Origin of the sequence: Streptomyces sp. NPDC048462 (genome assembly GCF_043200175.1) — a bacterium.
Classification (GTDB): Bacteria; Actinomycetota; Actinomycetes; order Streptomycetales; family Streptomycetaceae; genus Streptomyces.
In genome coordinates, this window is the sequence record NZ_JBICXG010000004.1 from 225,330 (window position 1) to 241,171 (window position 15,842).

12 protein-coding genes, 4 pseudogenes and 2 riboswitches are annotated in these 15,842 nt (G+C 70.2%); of the genes and pseudogenes, 8 read left to right on the plus strand and 8 right to left on the minus strand.

Annotation, left to right across the window (positions count from 1 at the left end; genetic code table 11):
* Positions 1–16: 16 nt before the first annotated feature.
* From ACGFU6_RS09500 to ACGFU6_RS09535, 8 genes and pseudogenes are all read left to right on the plus strand, one after another.
* Positions 17–241, plus strand: a pseudogene (locus tag ACGFU6_RS09500) (RHS repeat-associated core domain-containing protein); the annotation flags it as partial.
* Positions 156–422, plus strand: coding sequence for a hypothetical protein (locus ACGFU6_RS09505; protein WP_393609333.1), 267 nt, complete (start codon positions 156–158; stop codon positions 420–422). The pseudogene ACGFU6_RS09500 and the gene ACGFU6_RS09505, both read left to right, overlap by 86 nt.
* Positions 423–774: 352 nt before the next feature.
* On the plus strand, positions 775–2,385 hold the full coding sequence (locus ACGFU6_RS09510; RefSeq protein WP_393609335.1) for an IS1182 family transposase: 1,611 nt from the start codon (positions 775–777) through the stop codon (positions 2,383–2,385).
* 35 nt (positions 2,386–2,420) lie between these two features.
* Positions 2,421–2,756 (plus strand): annotated as a pseudogene (locus ACGFU6_RS09515) (zinc-binding dehydrogenase); the annotation flags it as partial.
* Between the two features lie 210 nt (positions 2,757–2,966).
* A complete protein-coding gene (locus ACGFU6_RS09520) occupies positions 2,967–4,871 on the plus strand; it encodes an alkyl/aryl-sulfatase (protein WP_393609337.1) in 1,905 nt (634 codons plus the stop codon).
* 585 nt (positions 4,872–5,456) lie between these two features.
* Positions 5,457–6,122 (plus strand): deoxynucleoside kinase, encoded by a 666-nt coding sequence (locus tag ACGFU6_RS09525; RefSeq protein ID WP_393609339.1) that lies wholly within the window; start codon positions 5,457–5,459, stop codon positions 6,120–6,122.
* Positions 6,123–6,231: 109 nt separating this feature from the next.
* Positions 6,232–6,354: riboswitch (cobalamin riboswitch) on the plus strand.
* Between the two features lie 61 nt (positions 6,355–6,415).
* Positions 6,416–6,808, plus strand: coding sequence for a (2Fe-2S) ferredoxin domain-containing protein (locus tag ACGFU6_RS09530; RefSeq protein ID WP_393609340.1), 393 nt, complete (start codon positions 6,416–6,418; stop codon positions 6,806–6,808).
* Positions 6,805–7,500, plus strand: a complete 696-nt coding sequence (locus ACGFU6_RS09535; protein WP_393609341.1) for a (2Fe-2S)-binding protein — start codon at positions 6,805–6,807, stop codon at positions 7,498–7,500. Before ACGFU6_RS09530 ends, ACGFU6_RS09535 begins: the two co-directional genes overlap by 4 nt.
* A gap of 165 nt (positions 7,501–7,665) precedes the next feature.
* Here the strand turns inward: ACGFU6_RS09535 and ACGFU6_RS09540 are convergent, their stop codons facing one another.
* The 8 genes and pseudogenes from ACGFU6_RS09540 to ACGFU6_RS09575 form a co-directional block, all read right to left on the minus strand.
* A complete protein-coding gene (locus tag ACGFU6_RS09540; RefSeq protein WP_393609342.1) occupies positions 7,666–8,466 on the minus strand; it encodes an ABC transporter ATP-binding protein in 801 nt (266 codons plus the stop codon).
* Positions 8,463–9,554 carry a FecCD family ABC transporter permease gene (locus ACGFU6_RS09545; RefSeq protein WP_393609344.1) on the minus strand — a complete coding sequence of 364 codons (1,092 nt, stop codon included), beginning with the start codon at positions 9,552–9,554 and terminating at the stop codon, positions 8,463–8,465. Before ACGFU6_RS09545 ends, ACGFU6_RS09540 begins: the two co-directional genes overlap by 4 nt.
* On the minus strand, positions 9,551–10,618 hold the full coding sequence (locus ACGFU6_RS09550; protein WP_393609345.1) for an ABC transporter substrate-binding protein: 1,068 nt from the start codon (positions 10,616–10,618) through the stop codon (positions 9,551–9,553). Before ACGFU6_RS09550 ends, ACGFU6_RS09545 begins: the two co-directional genes overlap by 4 nt.
* Positions 10,619–10,647: 29 nt before the next feature.
* Positions 10,648–10,790, minus strand: a riboswitch (cobalamin riboswitch).
* A 150-nt stretch (positions 10,791–10,940) separates the two neighbouring features.
* Positions 10,941–11,384: pseudogene (locus ACGFU6_RS09555) on the minus strand (solute carrier family 23 protein); the annotation flags it as partial.
* Positions 11,385–11,473: 89 nt separating this feature from the next.
* The gene (locus tag ACGFU6_RS09560; RefSeq protein ID WP_393609346.1) at positions 11,474–12,460 is read right to left on the minus strand and encodes an isopenicillin N synthase family dioxygenase; all 987 of its coding nucleotides are present in this window, start codon (positions 12,458–12,460) and stop codon (positions 11,474–11,476) included.
* A 213-nt stretch (positions 12,461–12,673) separates the two neighbouring features.
* A complete protein-coding gene (locus ACGFU6_RS09565; protein ID WP_393609348.1) occupies positions 12,674–13,990 on the minus strand; it encodes an amidohydrolase family protein in 1,317 nt (438 codons plus the stop codon).
* Positions 13,987–14,703 carry a uracil-xanthine permease family protein gene (locus ACGFU6_RS09570; RefSeq protein WP_393609350.1) on the minus strand — a complete coding sequence of 239 codons (717 nt, stop codon included), beginning with the start codon at positions 14,701–14,703 and terminating at the stop codon, positions 13,987–13,989. The genes ACGFU6_RS09565 and ACGFU6_RS09570 overlap by 4 nt, the downstream gene beginning before the upstream one ends.
* A 73-nt stretch (positions 14,704–14,776) precedes the next feature.
* Positions 14,777–15,556 (minus strand): annotated as a pseudogene (locus tag ACGFU6_RS09575) (solute carrier family 23 protein); the annotation flags it as partial.
* Positions 15,557–15,842: the final 286 nt, after the last annotated feature.

Sequence of the window (15,842 nt, forward strand, 5' to 3'; positions counted from 1 at the left end):
AGGGCCCGAGACCGGCCTCCACTACAACTCCTCCCGGCACTACGACCCGGAGGCCGGCCGCTACACCTCCCCCGACCACCTCCGCCTCGCTCCGGCGCCGAACCCCGTCAGCTACGTGGACAACCCGAACACCGCGGCGGATCCGCTGGGACTCCATGCCCAAGTACCCGAAGGAGGAGAAGGCACAGAAGCGGATCGACAGGATTCTGGACGGGATCGCAGAGAGGGCAGAGAACGGTGAGATCGACAAGCCTCCCAAGTACCAAGGGGACACCCGACATGCCTTCACCGACGAACGGGTCCTGGACATCCTGAAGAACCCCGATGCTGTGTACCACTCGTCCGGCACGGCAGGTAACTTCATCTTCCGGAAGGACCCGCTGAATACGCCTGACGGCACGTTGCCCGGGTGGGCCCGCTGAAGGGGGAGCCGTCCGGGTGGGCAGTCGTGCTCCCGCTCGGGCCGGATGGCCAGGTTGACCGCGGTACGGCGGCATACTGAGCCGACATGGTGGGCGCGTCCGGGAGGCGGGCACCGACATCGGACGCGTCCAGCCCCGCGACTCGCCTTCGGGGCTGAGCTTGACTCTGTCGAGGATCTTGGAGTTTCCCAGTGGGCCTGCATGATCAGCGGGCATGCTCGGGTGGTTCCGATGACCGATGCAGCTGTCGAGGTGCCCGTTGTCCCTGCGCCCGCGTTCTGGTGAGCACGTACCGTCTCTGACTGCGCAGATCGCGCGGGCGAGCAACCCAGGTGGTACGACGGCGATATGGGTGCGCGATCGACTGGACGGGCTGTGGTGCGACGAGGACTTCGCCGACTGGTACCCGCGTGACGGACGCCCGGGTCTCTCGCCTGCCCAACTGGCCACCGTCTGTGTGCTGCAGTTCCTGCTCGGCCTGTCGGACCGGCAGGCGGCCGAGGCGGTCCGCTGCCGCATCGACTTCAAGTACGCGATGGCCATGGAGCTGGACGACCCCGGCTTCCACCACAGCGTGCTGGCCGATTTCCGCGACCGTCTCGCCGAAGATGACCGTGCTGACCGACTCCTCGACCTCGCGCTGGCCCGCCTCAAGGAGGCCGGACTGGTACGCGAGCGCACCACGCAGCGCACCGACTCCACCCACGTCCTGGCCGCGGTGCGCGACCTGACCCGCCTGGAGCTGATCACCGAGGCGGTCCGCGCCGCACTCGAAGAAGTCGCCGGCACAGCCCCTCACCTGCTGGACGAACTGGTCGACGAGGACTGGGGACGCCGCTACGGGCGGCCAGTCCGCCTGGGCAAGAACCCCACTAAGCCCAAGACCAGGATCCTTGCCACCGGAAACGATGCCGTCCGGCTCCTGGAACACCTCTACCAGCACGGAGCGGACCGCACGTCCGGCCCTCGCGTCCAGGCCCTGCGCCAGATCATCGTGCAGAACTACCACCATGACGCCGCAGGACACCTGCGCTGTCGCACCGCCGAGACGGAAGGCGGGCCCGGGCTGCCGCCCTCGTCCCGGGCGGTCGTCTCGCCCTACGACACCTCGGCCCGCTATGCACGCCATGGACACATCATCAGCTGGAAGGGGTTCTCCGCTCACCTGACCGAGACCTGTGCCCCCGGCCCCAACGTGATCACGGACGTGGCCACCACCGCGGCCACCACACACGACAGCAAGGTCCTGCCCGGCATCCACACGCGCCTGGCCCGTCGCGGCCTGCTGCCCGCCGAGCACCTCGTCGACAGCGGCTACACCTCCCTGCCCCACCTGGAACAAGCCGCCCGTGAACACCAGGTCACCGTCACCGGACCACTGCCGGGCAACCCCACCCGCCAGCACCGCCGAGGCGAGGGCTTCGCCCGGGACGACTTCCACATCGACTACGACCGTGAGCAGGTCACCTGCCCTCAGGGGCAGGTCAGCGCGGGCTGGCACGGCCCCTATCCGACCTCCTCGCCCACCGCGGCCCCGCTGATCGTGGCCAGGGTCACCAAGAGTCAGTGCCGGCCCTGCCCGGCCCGTGCTCGGTGCACGAGCACCGCCGACAGCGCCCGCACTGTGGGCTTTCCCCCGCGAGAGCTCCGCGACCTGCAACTTCGCGTCCGTACCGAGCAGCAGACGTCCGAGTGGAAGGCTCGCTATGCGGTCCGCTCCGGAGTGGAGGGCACGGTCAACGAGTTTGCCCACGGCCACGGCATGCGGCGCTGTCGCTACCGAGGGCAGGGAAAGGCCCACATCCAGCACGTCCTGACCGCCATCGCCGTCAACATCGAGCGCCTCAGCAGACTGCCACCGGCCGAGGACGCATCCGCACCCCGCCGACCGACTGCCTTCCAGAACTACCTCGACCAGCGCGAGCTACCCCGACCGAAATCCTGGCGAACCCTGGGCACCTGACCTCGACAGCTCCAAGATCCCCGACAGAGTCAAGCTTCGAGGCCGTCGGGAAATCCGCCACCCTGCGCGCCGCGTACGACGCGACCCGCCTCGGCGGCACGGTCTGCCTGGTCGGCGCCGGATCCCGCACCGACCTGCCCGACATCAGCATGGCGGAGCTGGTCATGAGCGAGAAGGCGATCCTGCCCTCGTTCTACGGGGGCGACGACATCCGGCGCACCTACGCGACGATCATCGACCTGTGGCGCGCGGGCCGCATCGACCTCGACTCCATGATCACGCACCATGTCCCGCTCACGGACATCAACGAGGCGATCCGGCAGATGCACACCGGTGAGGCGCTGCGCACCGTCATCGACATCGCCGGGTGACGTCGCCGCAGGGGGCCGGGCGGCCGGACGCGACCGCGGCGCACCGCACGGCCCTTGCCCGCAGGACCCGCGCCGTTCACTCGAACAGCTGACCCGCCTCGCGGCCCACAGCGCCCACGGGGAGCGTGGCTGTCAGCCGACGAACTGGCCCACTGCACTCCGGCGCCCTGAACGGGCGGGCCCCGGCCGCCGCGGGCACGAGGAGCTGTCATGGCCCGCACGCCCAAGGACGCGACGCCCGCAACCGCAAGAGCCAACCGTGCAGCCGCCGCCCGCTACGCCATGGACGACCGGCAGGACTTCGCCGACAACGACCGCGGGTTCATCGCCCCGTTCCCCGACAGATTGTACGCGGCCGACGGCCGCGTCATCTTCGACGCGAGCCGGTTCGACTACATCGCCGACGACGCCCCGGCCCCCGACACGGTGAACCCGAGTCTGTGGCGCCAGTCGCAGCTCATCCGCAAGGGTGGCCTGTACAAGGTCGTCGACGGCATCTACCAGGTGCGCAACAACGACATCGCGAACCTCACCGTCGTCGAGGGCGACACCGGACTGGTGATCGTCGACTGCATGGCTTCGGTCGAGGCGGCCACGCAGGGCATGGCCATGATCCGCGAGCACGTCAGCGACAAGCCGGTGGCCGCCGTCATTTACACGCACACCCACATCGACCACTACGGCGGAGTCAAGGGTGTCGTCAGCGCAAAGGACGTCGCGTCCGGCAAGGTGCCGATCATCGCCCCGGGCACCATTGCCTCCTTCGACAAGCACGCTATCGGCGAGAACGTGATCGCGGGCAACGCGATGTCCCGCCGGGCGTCGTACGCCTTCGACAGCCTGCTCGACTACTCCGCCACCGGCTGCGTGACCTGCGGCATCGGCATCACGACCGTGCCGGGGGTGACGGTCTCGTACATCTCGCCCACGGACCCGATCACCGAGACCGGCGCCAAACGCGACCTGGGCGGCCTCGAATTCGAGTTCCTCTACGCCCCGGACACCGAGGCCCCGGAGGAGATGCACATCTGGATCCCGCAGCTGGCCGCCCTCACCTGCGCCGAGAACGCCAACCACTCGCTCCACAACATCCAGACCCTGCGCGGTGCCCGCACCCGTGACGCCCGCAACTTCGCCCGCTACCTCGACGAGACGCTGGAGCGCTGGGGCGACGAGGCACAGGTGCATTACGGCCCGCACACCTGGCCGGTGTGGGAGAACGAAGCGGTGACCTCCTTCCTGGCGTCACAGCGCGACACCTACAAGTACATCCACGACCAGGCGCTGCGCCTCGCGAACAAGGGATACACGCCCCTGGAGGCAGCCGAAGTCATCGAGCTGCCGGCGGAGCTGGGCCGCAAGTGGTTCAACCGCGGCTACCACGGCACGCTGCACCACGACGTCCGCGCGGTGTTCACCAAGGAACTCGGCATGTGGGACGGCGACCCCGTCTCCCTCCACCCCCACCCGCCGACCGAGTCGGCCCGCCGCTTCGTCGACCTGATCGGCGCGGACCAGGTCATGGCCGAGGGGCAGCGGGCCCTCGACGCGGGCGACTACCGCTGGGCGGCCCAGATCCTGCACACTCTCGTCTTCGCGCAGCCGGACAACCGGGCGGCCCGCGACCTCCAGGCCGACGCGTACGAGCAGATGGGCTACCAGGCCGAGGGACCGCAGTGGCGCGGCATCTTCCTCACCGCGGCCAGGGAACTGCGCGAGGGTGTCCAGCCCGCCACATTCGCCACGGCCAGCCCCGACACGATCTTCGCCATGCCCATCGACATCCTCTTCGACTACGCCGCCGTCCACCTGATCGGCGACAAAGCCGCAGAGGCCGACCTGCGCATCGACTTCTCCTTCAAGGACAGCGACGAGACATGGACGATGTGGGTCGCGCGCGGCGTCCTCAACGCCCGCCGCGGCGCGTCCCCCGACACGCAGCTCACCGTCACGGGAACCAAGGCGGCCCTGGTGAGTGTTCTGCTGAACCCGGCGAGCGCGGCCACGCTCGCCGAGTCCGGGAAAATCCGCCTCGACGGCGACGGCACCGTTCTGCCGGCGCTGGCCGAGCTCATCGACACGTTCGACCCCAACTTCGACATCGTGACGCCCTGAATGAGGCGTGCTCACGCCCGGCGGCCGGCGCGACCGGCTCGCGGCTCTCAGCCGCGTACCTGACGGCCAACGTTGAGGCCGGCTCCGGCCTCGCCTGTGTGAAGTCACTCCCCGCCACGACGTTCCGCTCAGCCGTCGACATCGTCGAAGGCGTCCACTGCCCCATCCCCAAGAGGAGCCTCTGACAGGCCAAGGTGTGGATGCGCCGCCCTGAACTGGGCTTGTTCCGCTTTGACGGGCACCATGGGTGTGGTGGTCAGGCTGCGAGCCGTCGCCTGCGGTGCCGGGCCAGCAGCCCGGCGGCCCGCATCTGTTTCGCGATGACGCATCACGTGGAGTGCGCGGCGATCATGGAGCCGGTGAAGAAGGACGACTGACCTGAGGTTTCGCTCCGGCGCATAGGGTGTGCGTTGCGGGCGATACCTGACGCTGAAATGACGCTCGCGACGCTCGTTCTGATGGGCGACAGGAGCCTCTTCGGGCAAGTCGTCCCCCGTCGGGGCAGCGAGCATCGACGGGGTCTGCATCACGCCCTGGATCCTGTGCAGCCCTCCGGCATGGGCAACTCCGAGAAAGATTCGAGGTATGGCAGTGATCTGCGTCGGCGGCATGATCGGGATCGGAAAGACGAGTGTCGCCGAACTGATCGCCAAGGAGCTGGGGAGCAGGGTCTTCTACGAGAGCGTGGAGGACAATCCGATTCTGCCGCTCTTCTACACGGCCGGCCCCGAAGAGATAGAGGCGAGGCGGTACCCCTTCCTCCTCCAGCTCTACTTCCTGCAGACGCGTTTCGCCGCGATCAAAGACGCGTACAAGCAGGACGACAACGTGCTCGACCGCTCCATCTACGAGGACTGGTACTTCGCCAAGGTCAACCACGACCTCGGCAGGATCAGTTCCCTTGAGATGCGGGTGTACGAGGGGCTGCTCGCGGAGATGATGCGCGAGATCGACGGCCTGCCCTACCGCAAAGCACCCGATCTCATGGTGTATCTCCGGGCGGACTTCGAGACGGTACTGCACCGCATCGGGCTGCGGGGACGCGATTTCGAACAGGACCGGAGTCTCGTCGGGTACTACCGGACGCTGTGGTCGGGGTACGACGACTGGGTGCGCGAGCACTACCGCGCCAGTGACGTCGTCGTGGTCGACATGAACGACACCGACGTGGTCAACAGCCCCGAGGACGCGGAGCGCGTGGTCCGGGAAGTCACTGACGCCCTGGCGCTGGCGAGGTCACGGCGCCCCTGATGCCGCCCGGTGGCCGGGCACGGAGGTGTCCCGGTACGCCGTCCGGCCGGGCTCCTGCCACCGTGGGGCGGGTGACATGATGGGCTGCGGACATGGGCGACGGCGGCCCGAGGAAACCGGTGGGAATCCGGTGCGGTACCGCCACTGTGATCGGCGAGCGGATCCCGATGCGCCACTGCCCCGCGAGGGCGGGAAGGCCGGGACGAGCACGGACCCGAGAGCCAGGAGACTCACGCTGTCGCCTCCTCGAAGGACCCCGGGGCGGAACTCCCCGGCAAGAGGGAGGATGCGGCATGCCTGAGCGGCCAGTCGACGAGAACGCGCCGACGTCGGACCGGACGGTCCCCTGCCGGGTGGTGGTGTGCCGCGACTGCTGCTGCGGCACGGTCAAGGTGCGGGGCGATCACCCCGCGCAGACCGCGCGGTTGCGGGAGATCGCCCCGGTGCGGACCTCCGACTGCCTGGACCTCTGTGAGCAGGCCAACGTCATCGTCGTACAGCCTTCTGCCGTCGGGCGGGCGGCAGGAGCCCGGCCGGTCTGGCTCGGCCTGGTCAACGACCCCAATGCCACCGAGGACATAGTGGATTGGGTGCGGGCCGGCGGGCCGGGTGTCGCGGACCGTCCCGGCATCCTCGACCTCTATCTGATCGACCCGCCGCGCCGCGTGAGGACGGCGACCTCATGACCAGCGGTGGGCGCGCGGCGGACGCGGTACCGGCGCACGAGGTCGTCGTGGCGCTGCGCGACGTGGCGCGGATGGGCGGATTCTTCGTCCTGGACACGGCCCGGGGGCCCGGGTCCGGTGCAGGAGGGCTCACACGGGAAGGGTTCGGCGCGCGGGCCAGGACGGTCAATGAACGCTACGCCACCGCCGAGGCCCGCGTCGGAGTCTCCATCGCCCATCTCGGGCTCGCGGCCCGCCTGTGGTCACCGGTTCTCGCCTGCGCGCTGTTGCACGGGATCGTGCCGGAGACGACCACCGTGGAATGGGCCGGTGACAGTGCGGCGCTCCGGCTGGCCGAGCCTCGGGGCAGCCGTGCTCCGCAGCCGGCGTCGTCGCTCGCCGATGCCGTCCGCGCTCAGGCGGACGGTGTTCTGGAGGGTGTGGAGCGGGGCCTGCCCGTCAAGGTGGCTCCCCGCCTGCTCGCGGGTAACTCGGCTTCCGCGCTGGTCGGTTCGGCGGCGCAGCTGCTCAGGTCCCGGCCCGACCTGCGGGCACCGCTCACCGGGCTGACCAGGGAACTCCTTCAGACGGGGCGGCTGTTGGGTACGGGCGAGGTCACCGGCCCCGAGCTGACGTTCCGGCGGCGGAGCTGCTGTCTGTACTACCGGGCCTTGAACGGTGCGAAGTGCGGTGACTGCTGCCTGGCCCGGTGACCGGAGCGGAGCAGGCCACAGGGGCCCGCTCCGCCCGCTGCCGAACGTGCCCGGGATCCGCTCACCGCGACGCGGGCAGCCGGTGTCGCGGTGGGCCCGGCGTCCCGGATCCGGCGCCGCGGCTCGTACCCCGGCACCGGCGTCCAGTTGACCCAGGACGCCCGGTCACCGGTTCGCGTCGGGCACAGGCACGTCCGCCGGCAGGAACGTCACCTGGGGACGGCCCGTGCGAGGATGCACCGCGACCTCGGCGGTCACCTCGTAGACCTCCGCGAGCAGGCGCGGAGTGAGCACCTCGTGCGGAGCACCGGACGCGACGACACCGCCGTCGCACAGAACGAACAGGCGATCGCAGTAGTACGCGGCCAGGTTGAGGTCGTGCAGGGCGACGAGGACCGTCGCGGGCAGCCGGCGCAGCACGGCCAGGATCTCCAACTGGTGCCGGATGTCGAGGTGGTTGGTCGGTTCGTCCAGGACGAGCAGCGACGGCTCCTGAGCCAGCGCGCGGGCGATCAGCACCCGTTGGCGCTCGCCGCCGGAGAGCCGGTCGAAGGCGCGGCCGGCCAGGGGGACGGCGTCGACCGAGACGAGTGCGGCCTCGATCAGCGCGGCGTCCTCGGTCGTGTCGCCCGACAGCAGTCGCTTGTGCGGGGTGCGGCCCATCGCGACGACTTCACGCACGCTCAGATCGAGGCCGGACGGAGTGTCCTGCACCACTGCGGCCAGGGTGCGCGCCAGCCGGCGCGGTGGCAGTGACCAGGTGTCTTCGCCGTCGACGCGGACCGTTCCGGCTGCCGGCCGCAGTATGCGGTAGACGGCGCGCAGCAGGCTGGACTTGCCGCTGCCGTTCGGTCCGACGAGGCCGATCGTCTCCCCGGGGCGGGCCGTGAGCGTGACGTCGTGGACCAGTCGCCGGGCCCCGGCCGTGAGCGTGACGCACTCGACGCGCAGTTCGGCCGCCGTCATGCCGCGCCTCCGGCGTTCCTACGGGCGTCGCGTCGCATCAGCCACAGGAAGAAGGGCCCTCCGCACAGGGCGGTGAGGACGCCGACCGGCATCTCCTGCGGTGCCGCTACGGTCCGCGCTGCGATGTCCGCCAGGACCAGGAAGGACGCGCCCCCGAGCGCGGCGGCGGGCAGCACACGCCGGTGGTCAGCGCCGACGAGGAGCCGTACGGTGTGCGGCAGCATCAGTCCGACGAAACCGATCGGTCCGGCCGAGGCGACCAGCACTCCGGTGACGAGCGAGACGAGCACGAACATCCGGGCCCGGAAACGGGCGACGTCCAGGCCCATGGTGGCGGCGGCCTCCTCGCCGGCGAGCAGCAGGTTCAGGTTCGGGGACTGCACCATGAGGACGGCGATGCCGAACAGCAGCGCCAGGCCCGGCAGCCACAGCGAACCCCAGGACACACCGCCCAGGCCGCCCAGCGTCCAGGCGAGGACCGTGCGCGCCTCGTTGCCGTTGTCCGTCGTCAGGAGCAGCAGGTTCAACAGCGCGCTGAGCACTGACGCCACCGCGACCCCGGCCAGGATGAGCCGCAGCGAGGTGATGCGGCCGCCGGTGCGGGCGGCGGCGTAGACGAGCACGAGCGCGCCCAGTGCCCCGGCGAACGCGGCCGCCGACAGGGACACCGTCCCGAAGAGGCTCACCCCGAACACGATCACCGAGACCGCGCCGAGCGAGGCGCCGGAGGACACCCCGAGGAGGTACGGCTCGGCGAGCGGATTGCGCACCAGCGCCTGCAACGCCGTACCGACGACGGCGAGACCCGCGCCGGTGACCGCGCCGAGCAGGACGCGGGGCCCGCGCACGTCGAGGACGATCGTCTCCCGCGCCCGGGTCCAGGTGGGTTCCGTCCAGTCGGCGCCGAGCGCATGGGTGACGATGCCCCACACCTGGCCGGGCGGCACGTGCACCGAGCCGAAAGCGAGTCCTGCGGTCGAGCAGGCGGCCAGTAGCACCGTGAGCCCGGCCAGGGTGAGCGCGAACGCGGCCCGGCGGCGCGGCTTCACCAAGGCGGTGTTCCCGGCGTCCGCGGTGGACGCGGTCACTTGAAGCTGTCCGGGTGCAGCCCGCGCGCCAGGTCGCCCACCGCGTCCGCCGAGCGGACACCGACGAGGGTGTCGGTCAGCGGCAGCACCACGAAACGCCTGTTCCTGATCGCGGGCACGTCGGCGAGGGCGGGCTGGGAGAGCAGGAACTTCTTCTTCTGCGCGACGCCGGTGCCCGCGTAGTCGTAGATGGCGATGACGTCGGGCTTGCGGTCGACGACCTGCTCCCAGGAGACGTCGCCGAACACGTCGTCCAGGTCGGAGAAGACGTTCTTGCCGCCTGCCAGCCTGATCAGCTCGTTGCCCAGGCCCTTGCCGCCGGCCGTGAAGGCGGACTTGTCGCCGCTGTCGTAGACGAACACGGAGACGTCACGCGCGTCCTTCACGGCCTCGCTCGCCTTGCCGGCGCGGGTGCGCAGCTCGGAGACGAGGGTGGCGGCGCGATCGGGGACGCCGAAGATCTTGCCGATCGTGCGTATCTCGGTGTACGTGTCCTCGATGGTCACCCCCTTCTTTCCGGCGCAGTTCTCCCGGTTGAGGTAGGTGTCGATGCCCGCGTCCCCGAGCGCCTCGCGTGAGCGGCCCTCCTTCTCCGCGAATGCGCTGGCGTACCCGCCGTAGACGAAGTCGGGATCGGTGTCGAGGACCTTCTCGAACGACGGCGCCTCCTTCGACAGCTGCGGGATCGACGCGAAGTCCTCGCGCAGCGCGGGCAGGATCGCCGAGTCGGGGTACGACGTACCGGCCATCCGGTCCTTGAGCCCCAGCGAGAGCATCACTTCGGTCGGATGCTGGTGGATGGTCACCGCACGGGACGGCGGCTTCGTGTACGTCGTCCTGACACCGCAGTTGTCGATGGTGACGGGGAAGCCCTTCGCCGCCGAGGCGCTCGCCTCCGGGGAGCCGGCGGTGGCCCCGGACGAGCCGCAGCCGGCCGTCAGCACAATCGCCGACAGCACGGTGAGGGCTGCGGCGAGGCGCGCGGGACCGCGCCCGCGTGGGGCTGCGAACGCCGCGGGCGAGGGGGAGAGCGAGAAAAGGGGACGGCTGTGACCGTCGTGCATGGGAAGCCTCCTGCGGAGTCCGCGCTCCTCGGATCGGGCCCGCGGCAGGTCAGTGACCTGACTTCCGCGCACGTCCCGTGGGACACGCGCGGTCACAGTGGCGGGACCGCGCCGGATTCGCACCGGCTTCCTGATTCCTGCCGCGGCTTTGACCTGGTGATCGTACGTAATGACCGGATGGACGAGGAAACCGGGTCGGCGCCGGGTCACTGGTACTCCTCGCCAAGCTGCCGAGCGCCGTGCGCCGGTGCGAACGAGGCCCGGTCTGGGCGAGGAAGCCCCGGCCGAACCGGGCCACGAGCAGGATCACGACCACCACGAACGCTGCGAGCGCGAGACGGGAGGGCGCCGCGTAGTCGGCCGCCCTCGGGTCGTTCCCGACGACAAGACTCACCCCCACCCCGATCAGCGCGAGGTCGACCACCGTGATCACCACACCGCTCACCAGCGGCGGGAAGAACCGCACGGCCTTCGCGAACGGGTAGGCGACCAGCAGCCCGAACACCCCCGCCGCCAGCATCGATCCGTACACGGCCTGGATGCCGTACTCCCCGGCGATCAGGATCATCGGCGTCACCGCGGTGAACGCCGCCCCCGCCATCACCGGCATCCGTACCCCGAGGATCCGGCCGACCCCGGCTCCCTGGATCATCGTGACGACGCCCGCGACGAGCAGATCGGCGTTGATGAGCACGGCGATGGTCGAGGCGTCGAGGCCGGCCGCCGCGCCGAACACCAGCGGTACGGTCACACACCCCGTGTACATCACGAGCACGTGCTGCAGCCCGAGTACCGCAAGCCGCCCGGACCCGGGCCGGCTGCTCCCTGGGGACGTCGTCACGTCACCCACCTCTCTCAGCGCTTGAAGTTGGCGGCGATGCGCTGCTGGATGTAGTCGGCAGCCGTGATCGGCGGATAGCGGCCGTCCGGCCCCTCGATCACCACGTCACGGTCCGCCTGTGCGAAGAACGCGATGCTGTGGCGGGCGGCCCTGTCGTCGCCCGGACCCGGCGACTTGACCCGGTGGAAGTTCGACGGCAGCCGGTCGTCGCTCCACCGCATCAGCATGTCACCGATATTGCAGGTGATCACGTCGTCGGCCGGCTCGACCGGCGTCCACTCCTGCGCTTCGGCCTCCCTGCCAGGGCACACCTGAAGCCCGCCCTGCCCGTCCCGCTGGAACAGCAGCGTGAGGCAGTCGAAGTCCGTGTGCGCGCCCGCCCGCCACACACCGGCGGGGATCTCGGCGTCCTCGGGCACCGCGAAGTAGTGCAGCATCCGCAGCGTCGACTGGTACTGGTCGCTCGCCGGGCGGTGGGCGCGGGCGAAGAACCCGTCGGGCAGCCCCAGCCTGTCGGCGAAGCAGGACAGCACGCGCATGGCAAGGTCGCGGCACTGCGCCTCGAAGGCCAGGGTGCGCTCGCGGAACCCGGGCAGAACGTCGTCGGGCCACAGCCCGTCCATGTGCGGGCGGGTCAGCTGGTAGGACTCCTTCTGGTCGGGCGTTCCGATCGACGGGCGGACCTGGGTCATGGACTCCCAGCCCGAGTTGAGGCCCCTCTTCAGTCCGTGCCGGGCCTTGGTCCCCTCCGGCAGTGCGAAGAAGCGTGCCGCGTCGGCGAACGCGGCGTCCACCGAGGGCTGTTCGATGCCGTGGTTGACGAGCTGGAAGAAGCCGATGTCCGTGGCGGCGGCCCACAGCTCCTCGGTGATCGCGGCCTTGCGGTGCTCGAAGCCGGTGAGGTCGATGCGGCGGATCTCCCGGACGGAGGTCTCCGTCCCGGCCCCGCCCATGCGGGTCTCTTTGTCCAGCTCGGCAAGGTGGTAAGCGGTGTTGGTCATCGCGGCTGTCGCTCCTCGAAGCGATCGTGGTGTACGGGATGCAGTCACCGCCCCTGCGATCCCCACCGCCGGCTCTCAGAGGCCCGCGGGCACGGCCGCGGCGGACCCCTTCGCGGGCCCGGCGCCGTGGGCTGGCGCGGGCCCCGGTCACCCGGGACCCGCACGCGATGTGCTCAGCCTGCCCGGCGCGTGTTTCCGCCGCGGCTCACGGTGTTACGCGGCCGTAAAGCCGAGCCGGGCCGCCAACTCCGCCGACGGCAGCCGGACATGCTCCCCGTCGCGCACCAGGACCTCCCCGCCGACCATGACGGCCGCCACGGTCCTGCTGCCCGCACAGGTCAGCAGGGTGGCACCCGGGTCGCGTACGGGAAGGCACGCGTAATCCCGGTCGAAGCGGTGCAGCACCAAGTCCGCCTGCATCCCGGGCCGTACCCCGTCCGGGCGCTCCTCCAGGCCGAGGACCCGGTTCGCGCCGTTGGCGGCCAGCGCGAACATCTCCGGGAAGCCGAACAGATCGGCCTTGCGGTGCGCGGCCCGCTGCACATACGCGCCGATGCGCAGCGCCTCCAGGATGTCCTGGGTGTCGTTGCTGGCCGCGCCGTCGACACCGAGCCCGACCCGCAGTCCGGCCGCCAGCATGTCGGGCACGGGAGCGATCCCGCTGCCCAGGCGCATGTTGCTGAGCGGGTTGTACGAGACACCGACCCCGTGCCGCGCCAGCGTCGCGCGACCTGCAGCGTCCAGCTCCACACAGTGCACCGCGAGCAGCCGCTCCCACAGGAAGCCGGCCCGCTCCAGATATTCGACGGCTCCGACCCCCGCGTGCTCACGGCACATCACGTCGTCGGTCGCCGTCTCCAGGAGGTGCAGCGAGACGGGCAGGCCCCGCTCGTCGGCGTAGGCGCGCACGGCCCTCATCCCGTCCGGCGTCAGGCACCGCGGATTGGGCACCGCCACTGCGACCTCGACCCGGCTGCCGTGCGCGGCCGCTATCAGCTCGTCCGTGTGGGAGAGGGCCTCCTCCAGCGGCTGCATCAGGCGCGGGTCGAACCCCCACTTGCGGCTGAGGTCGCCGCGGTCGGCGACGCCTCGGCACAGCACGGCCCGCACCCCGCTGGCGCGCAGCGCGCGCAGCACGGCGTCGTGCACGTCGGGCGACGGGTGCGGCCACATGTGCTCGACGAGCGTGGTGGTGCCGCTGCGCAACGCCTCCGCGGCGGCGGCCGTCGCGGTCGCGTACGCCCGCTCGGGCGTCAGCAGCGCCGCTTCCTCGCCGACCGCGCTGAGCCATGCGAGCAGCGGCAGTCCTTCGCCGATGCCGCGCAGGCCCGCTTGGAAGAGATGGGTATGGGTGTTCACGAGTCCGGGCGTCAGATGCCCCCCGGCGCCGTCCAACACGATCTCTCCCGGCGGAAGTTCGCCGTGAGGCAGGAGAGCTCGGACGCGGCCGTCGGCCAGGTGCACGTCCATCCCCGCGTGCCAGGTGCCACCGCTGAAGACCGTGACGTCCGTGATCGTGTCGAGGGTCATCGGGAGAGGTCCTTCCGGCGGGGCGTGTGGTGGAACAGCAGGTTCAGGGCGAAGGCGACGATGCCGGTGACGGCGATACCGCTGTCCAGGACCGGGCGCGCGTAAGACGGCAGAGGGGCGTAGAAGTCGGGGGCGCCGACCGGGATCATGCCGAGCGCGAAGGCGAGGGTGACGGTCAGCAGGTTCCGCGAGTCGGTGAGATCGGCGCGGGCCAGGACGCGCAGGCCCACCGCGCCGACCGTGCCGAACATGACGAGCGACACCCCGCCGAGCACCGGTCCCGGCACGGCGGCGACGGCCGCGCCGAGCACCGGGACGAAGGCGAGCACCACCATCAACGCTCCCGAAAGAGCCACGACATGACGGCTTCGCACCCGTGTGACACTGAGCAGCCCCACGGACTGCCCGAACGTCACGATGGGGAACGAGGCGAGTGCCCCGGACACGACCGTCGCCGCGCCGTCCGCACGCAACGCCCTTACCACGGTGGGCGCGTCGTCGCCGCGTTCCACGATCTGCCCGACGGCGAGCGTGTCACCCACCGACTCGACCATGTTCACCAGTTGCACGACCAGCATCGCCGCGACGGCCGGCACGATGAACGTGGGCGCGCCGAAGGCGGTCGGATCGGGAGCGGTCACCACGTGCGCGTCCGCGACGCCCGTACCGTCGAACAGGCCCAACTGCACGGCGATTACGGTCCCCGCGGTCATCGCGGCGAGTACCGAGTACCGAGAACCGGGCGAGCGCGGGCGGCGCGAGCAGTTCCGCCACCACGACGAGCAGCACGGTCACGGCGGCGAGCCCGAGCCCGCGGCCGCTGCCGCCGCCGCCGTTGATCAGTCCTGCCGCGGACGGCACGAGCGAGAACCCGATCACGGCGATCACGGTCCCGGTGACCAGCGGCGGGAACAGGTGCAGCCATCGCCCGAACCACGGCGCGATGGCCACCGTCACCAGGCCGGACACGATCGTGGCCCCGAACACGGCCGCGAGCCCGTGCTCCTTCCCGATCAGCACGGCGGGCGTGATCGCGGTGAATGTGGACCCCATGACGATGGGAAGCCTGGCCCCGAACCACTTGACGCCGAGCGACTGCAACAGCGTGGCGAGCCCGCTGACCAGCAGGTTGGCACTGATCAGCAGCCTTATCCGGTCCTCGGGCAGATGGAGCGCGCTGCCCACGAGTAGCGGCATGGTCGCCATGCCCGCGTAGGCGACGAGCAGGTGCTGCAGGCTCAGCGGCACCAGGCGGCGCAGCGGCGGGCGTACGTCCACGGGGTGAGGCCCTTGCGCGGGCGCGACAGCGTGCTCGGCGACAGCCATCGTTCCTCCCTGAAAGCTAGGCGGAAGACGGCTGGTTCGCGCCGGGGCACGACAGTGGCCCCGCACACACGGGCCGTTGCAGCCATGGCCGGTGTGAGGGCGACCATAGGGACACCGTGTTTCGCCCGCGTTGCGCCGGGAATTCGGGCACGGAGCCGGATGGCGCCCCGCTCCACATCGGCTCAGACCCATCGTGGACTGCGACACGCTCTCCGTGGGCGTCGAGGTGATCCCCGACATCACGAGCGGCTCCAGAGCGCCCGTCCCTGGCAGGCACGTCTACTGCCGGAGTCGACACAGGATTCAACCGTGGAACCGGGGGCACGCTGAACTCCATGACCCGCGGGGAGAAGAATTACTACTAGCTGACCGATGCGCACGGCCGTAGGGAAAGCTGAGGCGACGTCGAATACTTGGGAGCGTCTGATGCGAATCGTTGTCGGACTTTTCATATTCATCTTTGCGGGATTTTTTGTCGTATCTTCCAAGCGGCTCAGCCGATCTGCCGGAGGCAGTCAGGCGCTAT